Source organism: Micromonospora sp. C51 (assembly GCF_018070435.1).
GTDB classification, from domain to species: domain Bacteria; phylum Actinomycetota; class Actinomycetes; order Mycobacteriales; family Micromonosporaceae; genus Micromonospora; species Micromonospora sediminimaris.
Genome location: NZ_JAGPXQ010000008.1, coordinates 145,076 through 158,929, shown reverse-complemented (window position 1 = coordinate 158,929; position 13,854 = coordinate 145,076). Strand labels below are relative to the sequence as shown.

Annotated in this window: 16 protein-coding genes and 3 pseudogenes; 14 read left to right on the top strand and 5 right to left on the bottom strand. The window is 68.1% G+C overall.

Annotated features, from left to right (window positions below; genetic code table 11):
- Positions 1–96: 96 nt before the first annotated feature.
- The 5 genes and pseudogenes from KBX50_RS12350 (at position 97) to KBX50_RS12330 (ending at position 4,348) form a co-directional block, all read left to right on the top strand.
- Positions 97–279 (top strand): hypothetical protein, encoded by a 183-nt coding sequence (locus KBX50_RS12350; RefSeq protein WP_210937163.1) that lies wholly within the window; start codon positions 97–99, stop codon positions 277–279.
- Between the two features lie 523 nt (positions 280–802).
- Positions 803–2,569 carry a thiamine pyrophosphate-binding protein gene (locus tag KBX50_RS12345; protein WP_307870929.1) on the top strand — a complete coding sequence of 589 codons (1,767 nt, stop codon included), beginning with the start codon at positions 803–805 and terminating at the stop codon, positions 2,567–2,569.
- A pseudogene (locus tag KBX50_RS12340) lies at positions 2,566–3,213 on the top strand (FAD-binding oxidoreductase); the annotation flags it as partial. The gene KBX50_RS12345 and the pseudogene KBX50_RS12340, both read left to right, overlap by 4 nt.
- Before the next feature lie 109 nt (positions 3,214–3,322).
- The gene (locus KBX50_RS12335; protein WP_210937213.1) at positions 3,323–3,718 is read left to right on the top strand and encodes a DUF1232 domain-containing protein; all 396 of its coding nucleotides are present in this window, start codon (positions 3,323–3,325) and stop codon (positions 3,716–3,718) included.
- A 246-nt stretch (positions 3,719–3,964) separates the two neighbouring features.
- Positions 3,965–4,348: a hypothetical protein gene (locus KBX50_RS12330; RefSeq protein WP_307870928.1), complete on the top strand. Its 384-nt coding sequence runs from the start codon at positions 3,965–3,967 to the stop codon at positions 4,346–4,348.
- Positions 4,349–4,545: 197 nt separating this feature from the next.
- Here KBX50_RS12330 and KBX50_RS12325 read toward each other — a convergent pair whose 3' ends face one another.
- The 4 genes from KBX50_RS12325 to KBX50_RS12310 all read right to left on the bottom strand — a co-directional run bounded on the left by KBX50_RS12325 (position 4,546) and on the right by KBX50_RS12310 (position 6,822).
- Positions 4,546–5,073 carry a hypothetical protein gene (locus KBX50_RS12325; RefSeq protein WP_210937162.1) on the bottom strand — a complete coding sequence of 176 codons (528 nt, stop codon included), beginning with the start codon at positions 5,071–5,073 and terminating at the stop codon, positions 4,546–4,548.
- Between the two features lie 123 nt (positions 5,074–5,196).
- Positions 5,197–5,712 carry an HAD domain-containing protein gene (locus KBX50_RS12320; RefSeq protein WP_307870937.1) on the bottom strand — a complete coding sequence of 172 codons (516 nt, stop codon included), beginning with the start codon at positions 5,710–5,712 and terminating at the stop codon, positions 5,197–5,199.
- Between the two features lie 119 nt (positions 5,713–5,831).
- The gene (locus tag KBX50_RS12315) at positions 5,832–6,314 is read right to left on the bottom strand and encodes a YfbM family protein (protein WP_210937161.1); all 483 of its coding nucleotides are present in this window, start codon (positions 6,312–6,314) and stop codon (positions 5,832–5,834) included.
- A 175-nt stretch (positions 6,315–6,489) separates the two neighbouring features.
- Positions 6,490–6,822, bottom strand: a complete 333-nt coding sequence (locus KBX50_RS12310) for a helix-turn-helix domain-containing protein (RefSeq protein WP_210937160.1) — start codon at positions 6,820–6,822, stop codon at positions 6,490–6,492.
- A gap of 15 nt (positions 6,823–6,837) precedes the next feature.
- On the opposite strand from KBX50_RS12310, the gene KBX50_RS32780 reads away from it, so the two are divergent.
- The 5 genes and pseudogenes from KBX50_RS32780 to KBX50_RS12290 all read left to right on the top strand — a co-directional run bounded on the left by KBX50_RS32780 (position 6,838) and on the right by KBX50_RS12290 (position 10,424).
- Positions 6,838–7,824 (top strand): MBL fold metallo-hydrolase, encoded by a 987-nt coding sequence (locus tag KBX50_RS32780; RefSeq protein ID WP_247673557.1) that lies wholly within the window; start codon positions 6,838–6,840, stop codon positions 7,822–7,824.
- Complete coding sequence (locus tag KBX50_RS12305; protein ID WP_307870927.1) at positions 7,821–8,726, top strand: alpha/beta hydrolase; 906 nt, start codon at positions 7,821–7,823, stop codon at positions 8,724–8,726. The genes KBX50_RS32780 and KBX50_RS12305 overlap by 4 nt, the downstream gene beginning before the upstream one ends.
- Before the next feature lie 175 nt (positions 8,727–8,901).
- Complete coding sequence (locus tag KBX50_RS12300) at positions 8,902–9,186, top strand: hypothetical protein (protein ID WP_210937158.1); 285 nt, start codon at positions 8,902–8,904, stop codon at positions 9,184–9,186.
- A 121-nt stretch (positions 9,187–9,307) separates the two neighbouring features.
- Positions 9,308–9,848: pseudogene (gene pyrE, locus KBX50_RS12295) on the top strand (orotate phosphoribosyltransferase).
- 87 nt (positions 9,849–9,935) lie between these two features.
- Positions 9,936–10,424, top strand: coding sequence for a GNAT family N-acetyltransferase (locus KBX50_RS12290; RefSeq protein WP_210937157.1), 489 nt, complete (start codon positions 9,936–9,938; stop codon positions 10,422–10,424).
- Positions 10,425–10,573: 149 nt separating this feature from the next.
- Here the strand turns inward: KBX50_RS12290 and KBX50_RS12285 are convergent.
- Positions 10,574–11,400 (bottom strand): annotated as a pseudogene (locus KBX50_RS12285) (alpha/beta fold hydrolase).
- 153 nt (positions 11,401–11,553) lie between these two features.
- On the opposite strand from KBX50_RS12285, the gene KBX50_RS12280 reads away from it, so the two are divergent.
- The 4 genes from KBX50_RS12280 (at position 11,554) to KBX50_RS12265 (ending at position 13,623) form a co-directional block, all read left to right on the top strand.
- Positions 11,554–12,198, top strand: coding sequence for a hypothetical protein (locus KBX50_RS12280; protein ID WP_210937155.1), 645 nt, complete (start codon positions 11,554–11,556; stop codon positions 12,196–12,198).
- Positions 12,199–12,271: 73 nt separating this feature from the next.
- Positions 12,272–12,454: a hypothetical protein gene (locus tag KBX50_RS12275; RefSeq protein ID WP_210937154.1), complete on the top strand. Its 183-nt coding sequence runs from the start codon at positions 12,272–12,274 to the stop codon at positions 12,452–12,454.
- Between the two features lie 151 nt (positions 12,455–12,605).
- The gene (locus KBX50_RS12270; protein WP_307870926.1) at positions 12,606–13,058 is read left to right on the top strand and encodes a hypothetical protein; all 453 of its coding nucleotides are present in this window, start codon (positions 12,606–12,608) and stop codon (positions 13,056–13,058) included.
- 58 nt (positions 13,059–13,116) lie between these two features.
- Positions 13,117–13,623 (top strand): DUF4279 domain-containing protein, encoded by a 507-nt coding sequence (locus tag KBX50_RS12265; protein ID WP_210937153.1) that lies wholly within the window; start codon positions 13,117–13,119, stop codon positions 13,621–13,623.
- Positions 13,624–13,854: the final 231 nt, after the last annotated feature.

The following is a 13,854-nucleotide window of genomic DNA, read 5'->3' as shown; positions in this document are numbered from 1 at the left end:
CAGGCCGACCGTGATCGATTCCCACGGCCTGGACCGCTGAGCCGTTTCGTTGCTGGTGGATCGGGTAGCCGGCGGCTGGTCGGAAGGGGGTGGCGCGTGAATCTCGGCAAGCTTGGTGACGTGGTGGTGGGCACGGCAGGCGACGTTGCCGGCAGCGTGGTGGATCCGAAGGCGGGGGTCGGCAAGCTACGTTCGGCGATCACCCCTCGGGTCGTGGTCACGCTGGCCGCCGGGCTGCTTCTGGGCTACCTGTTGGCCAGGTCCAGGCGCGGTGGTTGAGGCCGTCGAGGCACCGAGCAGCCGACGGATTTCCGTGGCGGCGGGGTGCGTTGGCGGAACGGCGAGGAACCGCCGCAGCGTCGCCGGTGCGTGCGCGGGTCGGGTGATCCGCTGGGCCAACCCTAGAACCAGAAGCCGTCGGGCGGCTCGGGCATGTGGTCGCGGACCTGCCTGGCGGCCTGCTCGACGCCAACGCGTCGTTCCCGCCAGGGTGCCGACCGAGCGGGAGGCGGTGGACCCGACCCAGCTCGCCTACCTCGGCGTCGACCACGTCAGGGTGCCGCGTCCGCCGGCGCCTGCCGCCCTGCGTCAGCGCCGGCAGCGGCACCGCGACACCGGCGGGGATCGGCCACGGCCGCGATGAACGGCGTCAGCGCGCTGATCGGCGATCCGGGTTTGCTGACTCGATGACAGGGTAAGAGCGCCTTCGTCCGTATTCGCCCGGTATGTCCCCGAGTGGTGGGTGGGCCCGCGGGTGAGCGGCGCCGGACGAGGCTGGGCAGCCCGCAACGAGGAGGACGACGTGCAGGAGATCGTGGGCGAGAGCCTGGCCCGACGGCTGGTGGAGTGGGGGGTCGACACCGTGTTCGGCCTGCCCGGTGACGGCATCAACGGTCTGATGGAAGGGTTCCGCCGGCAGCGGGAGAAACTGCGGTTCGTGCTGGTGCACCACGAGGAGGCAGCAGCCTTCATGGCCACCGGCTACGCCAAGGCCACCGGCCGGATCGGGGTGTGCGCGGCCACCTCGGGGCCGGGAGCGATTCACCTGCTCAACGGGCTCTACGACGCCAAGCTCGACCACGTGCCGGTGCTGGCGATCACCGGCATGCAGGAGACCTCGGTGCTGGGCGCGCACTACCAGCAGGAAGTGCACACCACCCAGCTGTACCAGGACGTGGCCGCATACAACCTGATGGTCACCAACCCGCAGCAGATGCCGGCGGTGGTGGATCTGGCGATCCGCACCGCGTTGAGCAGGCGGACGGTGGCGCACCTGACCTTTCCCAACGATGTCCAGGTCGCCCCCGCCGCCCAGGACCCGTACCGGCACGTCAGCCCAGGCAAGCCGCCGATGAGCGCCGCGGTGGTGTGCCGGCCGCAGTTGCCACCGGATCCGCGGGAGTTGGCCAAGGCGGCCGAGGTGCTCAAGGCCGGCCGGAAGGTGGCCATGCTGGTGGGGGTCGGTGCCCGCGGTGCCCGTGACGAGGTGCTCGCGGTGGCCGAGGCTCTGGCCAGCCCGATCGTGAAGACGCTGCCGGGCAAGGTGGTGGTGCCCGACGACCATCCGCTGACCACGGGCGGGCTCGGCCTGCTCGGCACCGCGCCGAGCGAGAAGCTGATGGAGGAGTGCGACACGCTGCTGATGGTGGGCACCTCCTTCCCGTACGGGAAGTATCTGCCTTCGCCCGGCCAGGCGACGGTGGTGCAGATCGACGTCGATCCGAGCCTGCTCGGGATGCGGCTGCCGGTCGAGGCGCCGGTCTGCGCGGACGCCCGGCTGGCACTGCGAGACCTGCTGCCGATGCTCGACTATGGCCCGGACCGCTCGTTCCTGGAGAAGTACCAGCGCGAGATGGCCGCCTGGCGTTCCGACATGACCAGCCTGGTGGACCCGCAGCGGTCGCCGATCGCGCCGCAGTACCTGATCGGCTGCATCGACTCCGCCGCCGCCGACGATGCCATCCTCACCTGCGACTCCGGAACCATTGCCACCTGGTCGGCCCGCCATTGGACGATCCGCGGCGGCCGCGAGTTCTACCTGTCCGGCAACCTGGCGACGATGGCCCCGGGCCTGCCGTACGCCATCGCCATGCAGCACGCCTATCCCGGTCGGCAGGTGATCGCGTACGTCGGTGACGGCGGGTTCGCCATGTTGATGGCCGAGTTCCTCACCGCGGTCCGGCACGAGCTGCCGATCAAGGTGGTGATCAACAACAACAACTCGTACGGGCAGATCCTCTGGGAGCAGATCATCCTCGGCTATCCGGAGTACGCGGTGCGGCACCGGCAGCCGGAGGCGGACTTCTCTGCCTGGGCGCGTGGCTGCGGCGCGTTCGGAATCAAGGTGACCGACGCGAAGTCCGTGCCGGGGGCCGTCCGGGAGGCATTGGCGTATCCCGGTCCGGCGCTGGTGGACTGCGACGTCAACCCGAACGAGCCACCGATGCCCGGCAAGGTCAAGTACGACCAGGCGAAACATTTCACCGAGGCGTTCCTGCGCGGCCAGCCGAACAAGATGGCAACGCTGGCCACCGTGGCCCGGGACAAGATCAACGAGTTGCGGTCATGACCGAGGCGTTGCCCGCACCGGTCCTGCGGCCACCCGAACCGGCCCACGAGGTCGACCTGGCGGCGCTCGCCGCCGACCTGCGGGCGGAGGTCGACGGCGAGATCCGCCTCGACGCCGGCTCCCGCGCCGCCTACTCCACCGACGCCTCCAACTACCGGCAGGCGCCGCTCGGTGTGGTGGTGTCCCGCATGGTGGAAGCGGCGGTGGCCGCCGTGGCCGTCTGCCGTCGGCACGGTGACCCGCTGACCTCCCGTGGCGGTGGCACCAGCCTCGCCGGCGAGTGCACCAACACCGGTGATCCTCGACGGTCCAAGTACTGTCACCGGCCGGCCACCCACGACCACTGCACTTTCGGCGGCATGATCGGCAACAACTCCTGCGGGGCCACCGCCCAACGCGCCGGCAAGGTGGTGGACAACATCGTGGAGCTGGAGGTGTTGCTCCACGACGGCACCCGGATGTGGGTGGGGGAGACCAGCGACGAGGAGTACGCCCGCATCCAGCGCGACGGCGGCCGCAAGGCCCAGATCTACCGGCAGCTGCGCGCCTTGCGTAACGAGTACCTGGTCGACCTCCGCACCCGCTACCCGGACCTCCCCCGGCGGGTCTCCGGCTACAACCTGGACAGTCTGCTGCCGGAGAGGAGCCTGGCTTGCGGGCGGTGCGGCAGGTCACCAAGGTCGGCGGCACCTGGCGCCGCTACCTGGTGGATCGCACCGCCCGCGATGGCAGTGGCATGCTGAGTCCGTGATCGTGCGTGACTGGCTCGTCGGCCTGGGCGTCGCGGTCGTGCTGCTGCTTGCCTCTTGGGCGCTGCTGATCCTGCTCGCCCGTCGCCTGCCACCCGGCATCATGCGCGATCTGGCCGCCTTCGTCCCCGACTGCGTCACCGCCGTCCGTCGCCTGCGTACCGACCCGCGGGTGCCCCGCCGAGCGAAGATCGCCGTGCTGATCGCCGGGATCTGGGTAGCCAGCCCCGTCGATCTGATCCCCGAGTTCCTGCCCGTCATCGGCCCCCTCGACGACATCGTCGTCGTCGCGCTCGCGCTGCGTTACGCCGCACGCCGAGTACCTCGAGATGTCATCCTCGCCGCCTGGCCCGGCGAACCGCGGCTGATCGAACGGCTGCTCGGCACGCCGCCACCCTGACCGACCCGACCACCCTGGCAGGCTGACCTCGTGCCGTTCACCGTGTGCCGGTGTTGCGACGCAGAACGGTCCGACCGAACGGGCAACCTTCTTTTCCCACCGTAAGAGCTGGCACGTCCGCTTGCAGGGCGGCGAGGCCGGGGTGTCAGGTCGTCGGGATGCCGGTGGCGATTCTCGATGGAAGGGGTGGGCCCCTGGTGGTCGCGCTACTGCCGAAGCGCTTCTGCGGCCGTTACTGTCGTCATCGTGGGCGATGACGGCGGGGCTTGGACGCTGCACCGACGCGGCGACAGTGAGGTAGTTGCGGAGCTCGTGGTGAACGGTGGCGACTTCCCGTGGTTGAACGCTCGTGTCGACCCGAGGGAAGGCCTGGCGGAGCTTCGGCCGCTGTTCGCCGAGGAACTGCGGCTGCTCGATAGCATCAATGAGGATGTGAAGTCCTGGGAGCACGCGTACGAGGCCGTCCGGAACGCCGTGACGCTTCGGTACCCGGATGGGCAGGAGGTTCCTGAGTTCCTTCTTCACATCGATGGTGACGAGGCGTGGTGGCGGTGGAGTGACGAGCCGTTCGACGAGCAGAATGCTAACCAGCGGGCCCGCCCGGCGGCAGATCCGGTCGTCTCCGGGTAGCTCACCTGTTGCTCTGCTTTGTCGAAAGACTGGACGTGCCGATCGGCACGAGTGCATGAGGCCGCGATAGCTGGGGAGGACGTCGCTGGAGGTGGACAGCATGACGCCGGCCACGCTCCTCCGTGTCCTCGCCCAGGCAGTTCGCCACTGGGCCAGCCCGCTCGGCCGACCGGAAGGGGCAGGTATGCCTGGAGGGTTCAGCCGCGGCTGGCGTACAGGTAGATGGTGACGGCATCGGGTGCGTCGAGGTCGATCAGGAGCGCTCGGCGTGTGCCGTCTGCAAGTGGCTGCTCCTCATCGAGGCCGGCGATGCTCGTGGCGGTTTCGGGGTCCCATGTGTTGCCGCCACCGACGTTGTGCGTGGCGTCGACTGCCCGAAGCCCTGGTGCGAGAGCCGTCGTGAAATTCGCCGCGGCGACGAAGGCGTCGAGTTCGGTGCGGGGTATGCGGAACTTGACCGAGAGCTGGGTTTCCAGGCCGTTGCGGTACACCGCGAGGAGCAGCACGCTGCCGGGCGGCAGGGTCACCTGAGCGATGGCTTCCACTTGGGCTGCGCTGGCGACCTCCGGCTCGGACTGCACTGGGAGCAGGTCCATGCCGTTGCTGCCGACGGACAGCCCCACCGCGCCGCACGCGATCAGCGACAGCAGCAGACTCACGCACGCGAACACGAGGGCGACCGTGCCTCTCCGATTACGCGTTCTCGGCGCAGCGGCCTCGATCATGGCCAACACGATACGGTGGACGTCCGTCGGCTGGGACCTGGACCGGCTCGGCGGGACGCTGCGGAGCGCGGGGCTGGCGGGCGTGAGCAGAGGAGCCGATCTAGCGATTGAGGGCGCAGCGGATCAGGCTGCCTTGTCTCGATGGTCGAGCCACTGCCGCACGGCCGTGAGGTCGGCGCCGGTCAGTCCCAGATGCGGGTCGACGCGGTGCAGCAGCGTCGGTTGTGGGTGGTGTGCGGCGACCCATCGCCGGTCGGCGTCGGTGATCTCGTCGTCGAGCCAGACGAACGGACGTTCTGTCGCCCACCGCACCAGCGAGGTGGTTTTCCAGTGCACACCGTACGGCGGCTGTTCGTCACCGTCGATCCAGTCGACCACGGGTAGAGCGGGTAGGCCGATCCGAGGTGCCACCACCTCGTTCGCCTCGGCCATCCACGTACTTGCCCAGACCAGTTCACCCGGCAAGGCGAGGAGCCGGCGACCGTCGTCGGGTTCGAGGCGATCCAGCAGAGGATTGCCGCAACACTCAGGACCGTCACCCACGCTGCCGTTGCGTTTACGACCGGCACCGATTGGTCGGGCCCGCAGCGGGATGAGCACGCCGTCGACGTCAATAAAGACCAACGGTCGTCTATCGATGGCAGACACCGCCGAACCGTATCGCTCATCGGCGGTCCGCGGTCAGCGGTCGTCGGCGTCAGCGAGCCGTACGTGACGCACTGCGCCAAGCGCGGCAGACGGGTGCACCTGATATTGGGTCAGGTGGCAGTGAAGATCACTGCACGTTCCGCTGCGGCAGCGCGGTCGTAAAATGCCTGAACATCAACGAAGTTGCGCCAGGTGTACTCGAAGTCTTCGTCGTCCTGGGCGCCGTCGTAGTCGTGATAGTCAACAGCATCGAAGCGGCAACGTAGCCAGGTCCGGTCGACAGTCCGCAGAGCCTCGGCCACATCCCGCACCTCGGCGGCGCTGACGTACACGACGTAGTAGTCATCGTCTAGGTGTCGGCCACCGAGCACCGCGTGGGACAACGGATATACGCCGCCGTCTGGATCGAGCGTGCCATCGGTCAGGCAGCGATGGATGGCGTCCCAGGCTTTGTCGGTGTCGACCTTCGAGGCGTCATCGTCCCAAGACTCCTCGATGTCCTCAAGGAATTCGCGCACCTTGTCGCCGTCGTCGTCTGCCGCTAGCAACGAGCGCTCCTGCTCCGTTGTGATGGCGAAGTGCACCCCCAACATGCCGGCGATCCTACGGGCGGGCCGAGGGACACTCGCAGCCCAACCAGCCTCCCGCCGTCGCTAGGCTGCAGTGGGAGCTTTGGGAAGATCATGCCGGCGGTGCCATCCGCGGCCACCTGGAGAGTAGTCGCGGGCGTAGGAAGAGCACCGGCGAAACCGGCGGCGGCGCAGCCGATCAGGCGGCGTTGTTCTCCGTCGCCCAGGCACAGATAGCGGCGAGTGGTTCCCGCAGCGTCTTGCCGAGGGCGGTCAGCCCGTACTCGACGTGCTGCGGCGGTGTCTCCTTGAGCACACGTCGCTGCACCAGGCCGTCCCGCTCCATGTCGCGCAGCGTCTCGGTCAGGACCTTCTGAGTGATCCCTGCGACGCGGCGACGTAACTCGGCGTGCCGTTGGGGACCGGCGAGCAGCGCGTAGATGAGCAGGACCCGCCACTTCGAGGCGAGCCGCTCGAGCGCCTGCCGGGTCGTGCAGCCCTCTTCGAGCACGTCCGGAACGACCAGCGACATGAGCACTCCCGAGGATTGGACAGCGCCGCCCGAACTCGTCGAAGGGCACCGCAAAGTGCCTTCTGTCCGACGAGCGCCGTGCGACCTAGCGTCGAGCCAACAGTAGACGCCGAAGGGAACACCGCCGACATGTCCGACCGCACGTCCGAGTACCGCATCCACACGTACACCGCCGCCAAAGCGGGTCTGTTCGTCAACAGCTACCTGGTCGAGACGACCGAGGGTGTCGTGCTTGTTGACGCGAACCTGCTGCTGTCCGACGTCCGTGCCCTTGCCGCCCGTATCGCCGCGCTGCACAAACCGCTGCTGGGCGTGTTCGTGACGCACGCGCACCCGGACCACTTCAACGGCCTGCCGGTGCTCGCCTGCGACGAAGTGCCGGTGTACGCGGCGGCTGATGTGGCCGACACGATCGCGCAGATCGCCGACGCGAAACGGGCGCAGTGGCAACCGGTCTACGGCGACGAGTGGCCCGACCGGCACCGGGTCCCGGACCGGCGGCTATCCACTGGGGACGTGGTGGAACTGGGCGGCCTGCGCTTCGCATTGCGTGCCGTCGGCGCAGCGGAGAGCCATGCCGACTCCTACCTCACATTCGACGACCGGGCGTTCATCGGCGACCTGGCCTTCCACGGCACCCACCCGTACACCGCGGACGGGCATATCGGTCAATGGCTCGCGGCGCTGGACACACTTACCGGCGACTTGGAGGGGGCGACGCTGTATCCGGGTCACGGCGCGCCGGGCGACGTCGGCATGCTGGCCGATCAGCGGCGGTACCTCATGATGTACCGCGCGACGGTCCAACGCCTCGCGGCCGGTGCACCGACGCTGACCGACGGGCAACGTGCGGAGCTGACCGCCGTGATGACCCGGTTCCTGCCCGGCGCACCACTCACCTGGATGATCGGCCTCGGTGCCGACGCGGTCGCTGCGGAGCTGGCCGACGAGGCGACCGGCAGCGTCGGCACGGCGGCGAGCACAGAGGCGGTGGCGGCGTGAGCACCGAGCGCGTCACGTTCCACGCCGACGGCATCACGCTGGTCGGAAACCTCGCCGTGGCCGCCGATGGTGCGCCCGCCGTGGTGCTGACCGGGCCGTTCACCGGCGTCAAGGAGCAGGTCGTCGGCACCTATGCCGCCCGGCTCCACGAGCGCGGCCTGACCACACTTGCCTTCGACCACCGCGGATTCGGCGAGAGCGACGGGCGCCGCGCGCACGAGGACAGCCAGGGCAAGCTGGCCGACCTGCGTGCGGCGGTAGGCGTGCTTACCGCACACCCGGCTGTGGACCCCACCCGCGTGGCCGCGGTCGGCATCTGCCTCGGCGGCGGCTACGCGGTTCGCGCGGCTGCCGCCGATCCAAGGATCCGCGCGGTCGTGGGCATCGCGGGTGCCTACAACAGCCCGGTCCGCTTCAGCGCGAGCGACGCCGACGGCTACCGCCGTGCGCTCACCTCTTTCATCGAGCGCTACGACGACGAACTGCCGGCGGTCGCCCCCGACGGCGGTACGGCAGCGATGGGTGGCGACGAGCCGTTCGACTACTACGGCACCCGACGATCCACGGCCGCACACTGGGAGAACCGGGTCACCTACGGCTCCCTACACGCGCTCATGACGTTCGACGCCCTGAGCGCGGCGCGGCTGCTCGCCGCCACCCCGCTGCTGGTCGTACACAGCCGGAGCGATGCCTACTGCGCACCGGAACTCGCCGAGGCGCTCCACACCGACGCGACAGGACCGAAGGAGATCTGCTGGCTCGACGCCAAGCAGCACATCGACCTCTACGACGTGGAGCCGTACGTCAGTCAGGCCGCCGACACGGCCGCGGCCTTCCTGCACCGTCACCTCGGCGGCGCTACCACAGTGCCCTCCGCACCCGCGTCGGCCGCGAACCCATGACGCAGCGAGAGCCGGCACTTCCGGGAGCACGACACCCGCCGCTCGTTCTCCGCTGAGCGCTGCTTCGGTACGCCCGCTCATCAGCGCACATCCGGACGGAACCCAGGCCGGCGGGACGCTGCGTAGCGAGCGGCTCGCGGCAGATCCGCGCACGAGTGGATCTACGCTTACGGCCATGGGTGGCCGCTTCTACCGTCGTCGCTGGGACGAATCGCGCGGCGACGAGTTCGACGCTTGGGGGCACTCGGTCTGGTACTTCGAGGTGGATGACGACGGTTGGCCGGTTCGGCAGGTCCAGGTGTACGACCACGGCCCAGTCCTCCGGTACGGGCCTGGACATGAGGCAGACCGGTACGGCGGCCTCGGGCAGGCGAGCCTGGATGATCCTGAAGAAGACTGGAGCCCGTTCGTCGTCGCACGGGACGGGTTCGAGCACGTCTGGGACTCCGCTGGCGGATAGCCCGAGCATCAAGACCCGCGCGCCTCGGCGGCATTTCCGGACGTCGACGGTTCAGGGCGTCGTCCTTGCAGGACGATCTGCGGGTTGCTGTCGAGGGGCACGATTGCTTGATCCAGGCGGGATGCGAGGCTGGTCGAGTGACTTCCCGCTCGCGCGCCGCGTCTATGACACCTGCCACTTGACCGGACGGTTCCGTCTGCGATCCGGGCAGATCAGCGGGGGAGTACTTCGACAAGTACCTGTTCGAGGGGCAGCCGGACCTGTTGCGTGAGGTCGCCGAAGCGATGGTGGCCCTGCTGCCGGAGTGCGACGTGCTGGCGGGGATGGAGATGGGCGGCATCCCCCTTGCCACGGTGATGTAACAGCTGACCGGACTGCCCACCGTCTTCGTGCGAAAACACGCCAAGGAGTACGGCACCAACAAGGTCGCCGAGGGCGGTCCCGTCAACGGCCGTAGTGTCGTACTGATCGAGGACGTTGTGACCACCGGAGGCGCTCTACTGGCATCGTGCGGGCAACTGCGCTCCATCGGCGCCCAGGTGAAGACGGTCGTCTGCGCCATCGACCGCGAGCAGGGCGGCCGTCAGAATCTGGCGACCGAGGCGCTGCAGCTCCGTGCCGCGCTTACCCGCCGCGACCTGGAAACCTCCGTGATGGCGTGACAGCTTCAGGGGCCGCACGATCGGTGCCAGATGTGCGACTGCTTCTGCAACGCGGTCAGTTGCTGCGGGACTGGGTAGGCTCCCGAGATGCTTCTGCGCGACGTGAAGCCAGCCGACCTCGATGCCTATGTCCGCATGCGCTGCGATCCGGTCATGATGTCGGAGCTCGGCGGCCCGCAGCCGCGCGAGCGCATTGCCGGTCAGCTCAGGCGTGACCTCGAGACGGTCCGCAACGACAGCGCCTGGATCAAAATGATTGTTGCCGGTGACTCCGCGCAGGTGGCGGGGACGGTGACGCTGTACCCCCATGAGGGCATCTCCGAGATCGGTTGGATGGTCCTGCCAGAATTCCAGGGCAGAGGCTTGGCGGGCGAAGCCGTCCGCCACGTTCTCGACCTGGCCCGCGCGAATGGGCGTTGGGGGCTGATCCACGCGTTCCCGAGCACGACGAACGCCGCATCGAACGCCATCTGCCGCTCGGCCGGGTTTTCCCTCATCGGTCAAGAGGAGACGACCTTCGCCGGGCGCATCTTTCAGACCAGCCATTGGGTGTTCGATTCATCTGCGCACGCCTGATCACCTGGCCACTCAGCCTCCCGGCCCCTGTCCAGCACCCGCTCACCGGCACGTCCGGACGGCACCTGGCCGGCTCGGCTGACGCTGCGTAGCGCGCGGCTCGCGGCAAATCCGGTAAACGCACGGGTGCTGCTGCGGACGGCGGTCGATCAAGCGGTGCGGGCTTCGATTTCGCCGACGAATGTTGAGATCGCGACGGCAAGCTGTTCGGAAGAGTCCAAGTGAACGTCGTGGCCGGCCCCGTCGATGACGATCATGGCGGCCATCGGGTTGGTTGCCAGCATCTCGTCCGCTTCGGCCTGCTCCAGGAAACCTCGCTGGCCCTTGACGAGCAGGGTTGGCGTGCTGATGGCCGCCCAATCGGCCCACCGCGCTTCGGCGTTGACTGCATGGATCGCCTCTTGGAGGACCTCGAGCTCGAAGCGGGGCACCAGTCCCGTGGCGGATGGCGCGAGTCCTGCCGCCCAGGCTTCACCTGCCCTCCCCCGCCGAAGTACGTGGCGGCGGCCGTTGTGTCGGCAAACGGGGTCGGCCACGATGCGAACCAGTCGATGACCTCGTTGGTTGCCTCCTGCCCGCCGCCGCCCACGCCGCCCTCGACGAGGATGAGCGCCGACACCAGCTCTGGGCGACTTGCTGCCAGCAGGAGGGCCGTGTGGGCTCCGAAGGACTGGCCGACCACCATGACCGGACCCACATCTACGTTCTCGATCACGGCCACGGCGTCGCTGACGAACGCCGCCCTGCTGAGGTCATCCGGACGCGTGGTGCTCGATCCATGACCACGCTGGTCAAGGCTCACCACCCGGTACTCGTTGCCCAGGCGCGAAGCGACGGCAGAGCACTCCAACGCGTATCCACCAAGCCCATGCAGAAAGAGGATGACTTGCCCGGGCCCGCCTGAGTCGTACACGGCCAGCGCCACCCCCGGCACCGCCAGCTCCCGACTTAGCCAACCGATCTTCTCCTCCGACATGCAAGAACCCTGCCATCCGGCTGGAGCACCAACCGCGCGGGGGGCGGCATGTGCGTGCATCTGATCAAGCGTGGTCCCCGCGCAAGAGGCGGTGGCCGTGTTCCTCGCCGAGGTCGCCGATGTTGAGCCGGTGCGGGCTGCGAGGATCGGCCGGTGGACGGCGATCTGATTGTGGCGGTAGCACGACTCCGGGATGCGTTCGTTCGGTACCCGGACAGTGCGGTGCTCGATGGCTGCCCGCATTGCCGGGGGCAGGTGCCGGTCGACGGTCATGACTTGTTCTCTTTGGCCATCAGCCTCGGCAATACGGTCGGCAGCTGTGACGGCCTGAAGAGTCTGCTGCCCTTGCTGCTGGGGCGCTTGGCCACCTCCACGGAACTCGACCCAGCGATCATTTTGGGCAAGCTGCGTCGCGGGCAGTGGCGCAGCTGGCCCGGAGCCGAGCAGGACGCAATTGACGGCTACCTGGATGCGGTGTGGCGGTCATTGCTGGCGACGTACCCGTCGCAGGTCGGGTCGTTCCTCGACCCGACCACCTTCCTCGACGCGGTCGTCGCCGGCGGTGAAAGCGTCACGCGATTCCTCGGTATCTGGGACGTCACACACAACTCGGCGGCAGACCGCCACCTGGCCGACACTGTGAACGGACTCAACTTCGCGGACAGGAGGCCGGCCACGCTGGTCGCCTGGCTGCGCAGCGAGACGGTCCGCGACCGACTGTATCGGGCGTTCGAGCGTGACCACGCCATGTCGTGGGGTGACGACCTGGCGCGGGCCTACGATCTCGTCCGCTCGTAACGACACTCGGTCTGCGGCTAGATCAGTGCGTCCGGATGACTGCACGGCCACGTGCCCTGGCAAACTCAGCCGCGTGTTGACCACCATCACCCTCCGGAACGTCGGTACCGCCGCTATCGTGGTCGGACTGCTCATCGCCCTGTTGACTCTCGGCACAACCACCGACCGTCCATTTACGCTGGCCTGGCTGCTCGTCCTCGTCGGGACCGGCCTGCGGTTGGAGGCCGCCATCCGTGCCCCGAAACGCCAGGCGTGACAGCCCGACCGCTGACCTTCCCGGCAGGACAGCAGCCAGTACAGCAGCGCAGCTGTCGGTGCGGCAGGGGTGGAGGCTGGCGCAGTCCCATCGGTACGAGCGTGCTCCGACAGGTTGCCCGACAACGTGCCGAATATCGGATGATCTGTGCGTGGAGATCATCCATCTGCTGCAGGCGGGAGTGACCCGGCCGCACCTGGATCCGGCGGCCGGTGCCGCCTGGCTGGCCATGGTGTACGACAGCGCCAGGGCACTGCACGGTGTGGTCACGACGTCGGTCGAGGAACCGACGGTCGGCCGAAACCACTACCGGGTCGGTGTGCGACTGCGTGATGCCAAGCCGTTGAGCATCCTGTTCAACGCTGCGGTCTTCCTGGTCGCCGCAGCCGAACAGCAAGACCCCCACATGATCAACCTGGTGTTCGTTGACGTCCCCGGCGGGGACATCTACCGCCGCACAGGGCTGCGGGTCGCCACCAGGGCAGAGCTGAACCAGCCGCTCCACGAGCGGCACCTGCATCTTCTGACCGAAGACGAACGCCGGGATGTCGCCTACCACCAGCCGAGCCGGCTCGGTGACCTGCTGTTCAACTGGTTCGACTGAGCCGCCCTCCGCGCGCACCATCGGCGGCATAGCGGATGTCCTAATCGGCGCTGCCGGAATGAGCAACGCCAAGATCTTCGAGGCATGCCAGAAGTCCTACGATCTTCAGATCGTGGACAGCGACGAAGACCAGGGTGCAGCCGGACCTGCAGTGATCAGGTGTGTTCGACGCGCCTACCTGAAGGTGGCGCCGGCGGCGGATGCTGATGGGTTGGACTTCGATCCGGCACACGTAACGCGGCTGGTCGGGCTGGAACCCACGCGGGTCCACCGGCGCGGCGAAGCCGTGGGCCAGCGCATTCACAGGTCGAGCGGCTGGTACGTCGACGTGCCGCAGCGGGATGATTACGACACTGAACTCCTTCTCACGGAGTTGCTCGATGTCATCGAGCCTCACGCCGAAGGGCTTGCGCGCGCCCGGCAGATGCTGGCACTCCAGGCGGGCGTCAACGTCGTGATCGAGATGCACTCCGGACAGGACGGGGCCGGTGGCGTCCTGGTGACGACTCCCGCTCTCCACCTCACCGTGGGGACGGTACGGCGACTGGCCACCCTTCATCTGTAGCTCGACTGCGATCAGTACGTCTACCGACAGGCGACGCCCGTCATGCCCACCTTCACCGAAGCCGACGAGATTCGCTGTACCTGCGAGCCCTCAGCGCGGCATGAGCGTGCGTCGGCTCGGCTCGGCTCCAAATCGCGCCTCTTCCAAAACGGGTTGCTGAGCCCTGCAACCTTTGTGCCGCCAAGCCAATTGGGTGGTCGCACACGGATCAGTCGCTGGTGGTTTCTTCCC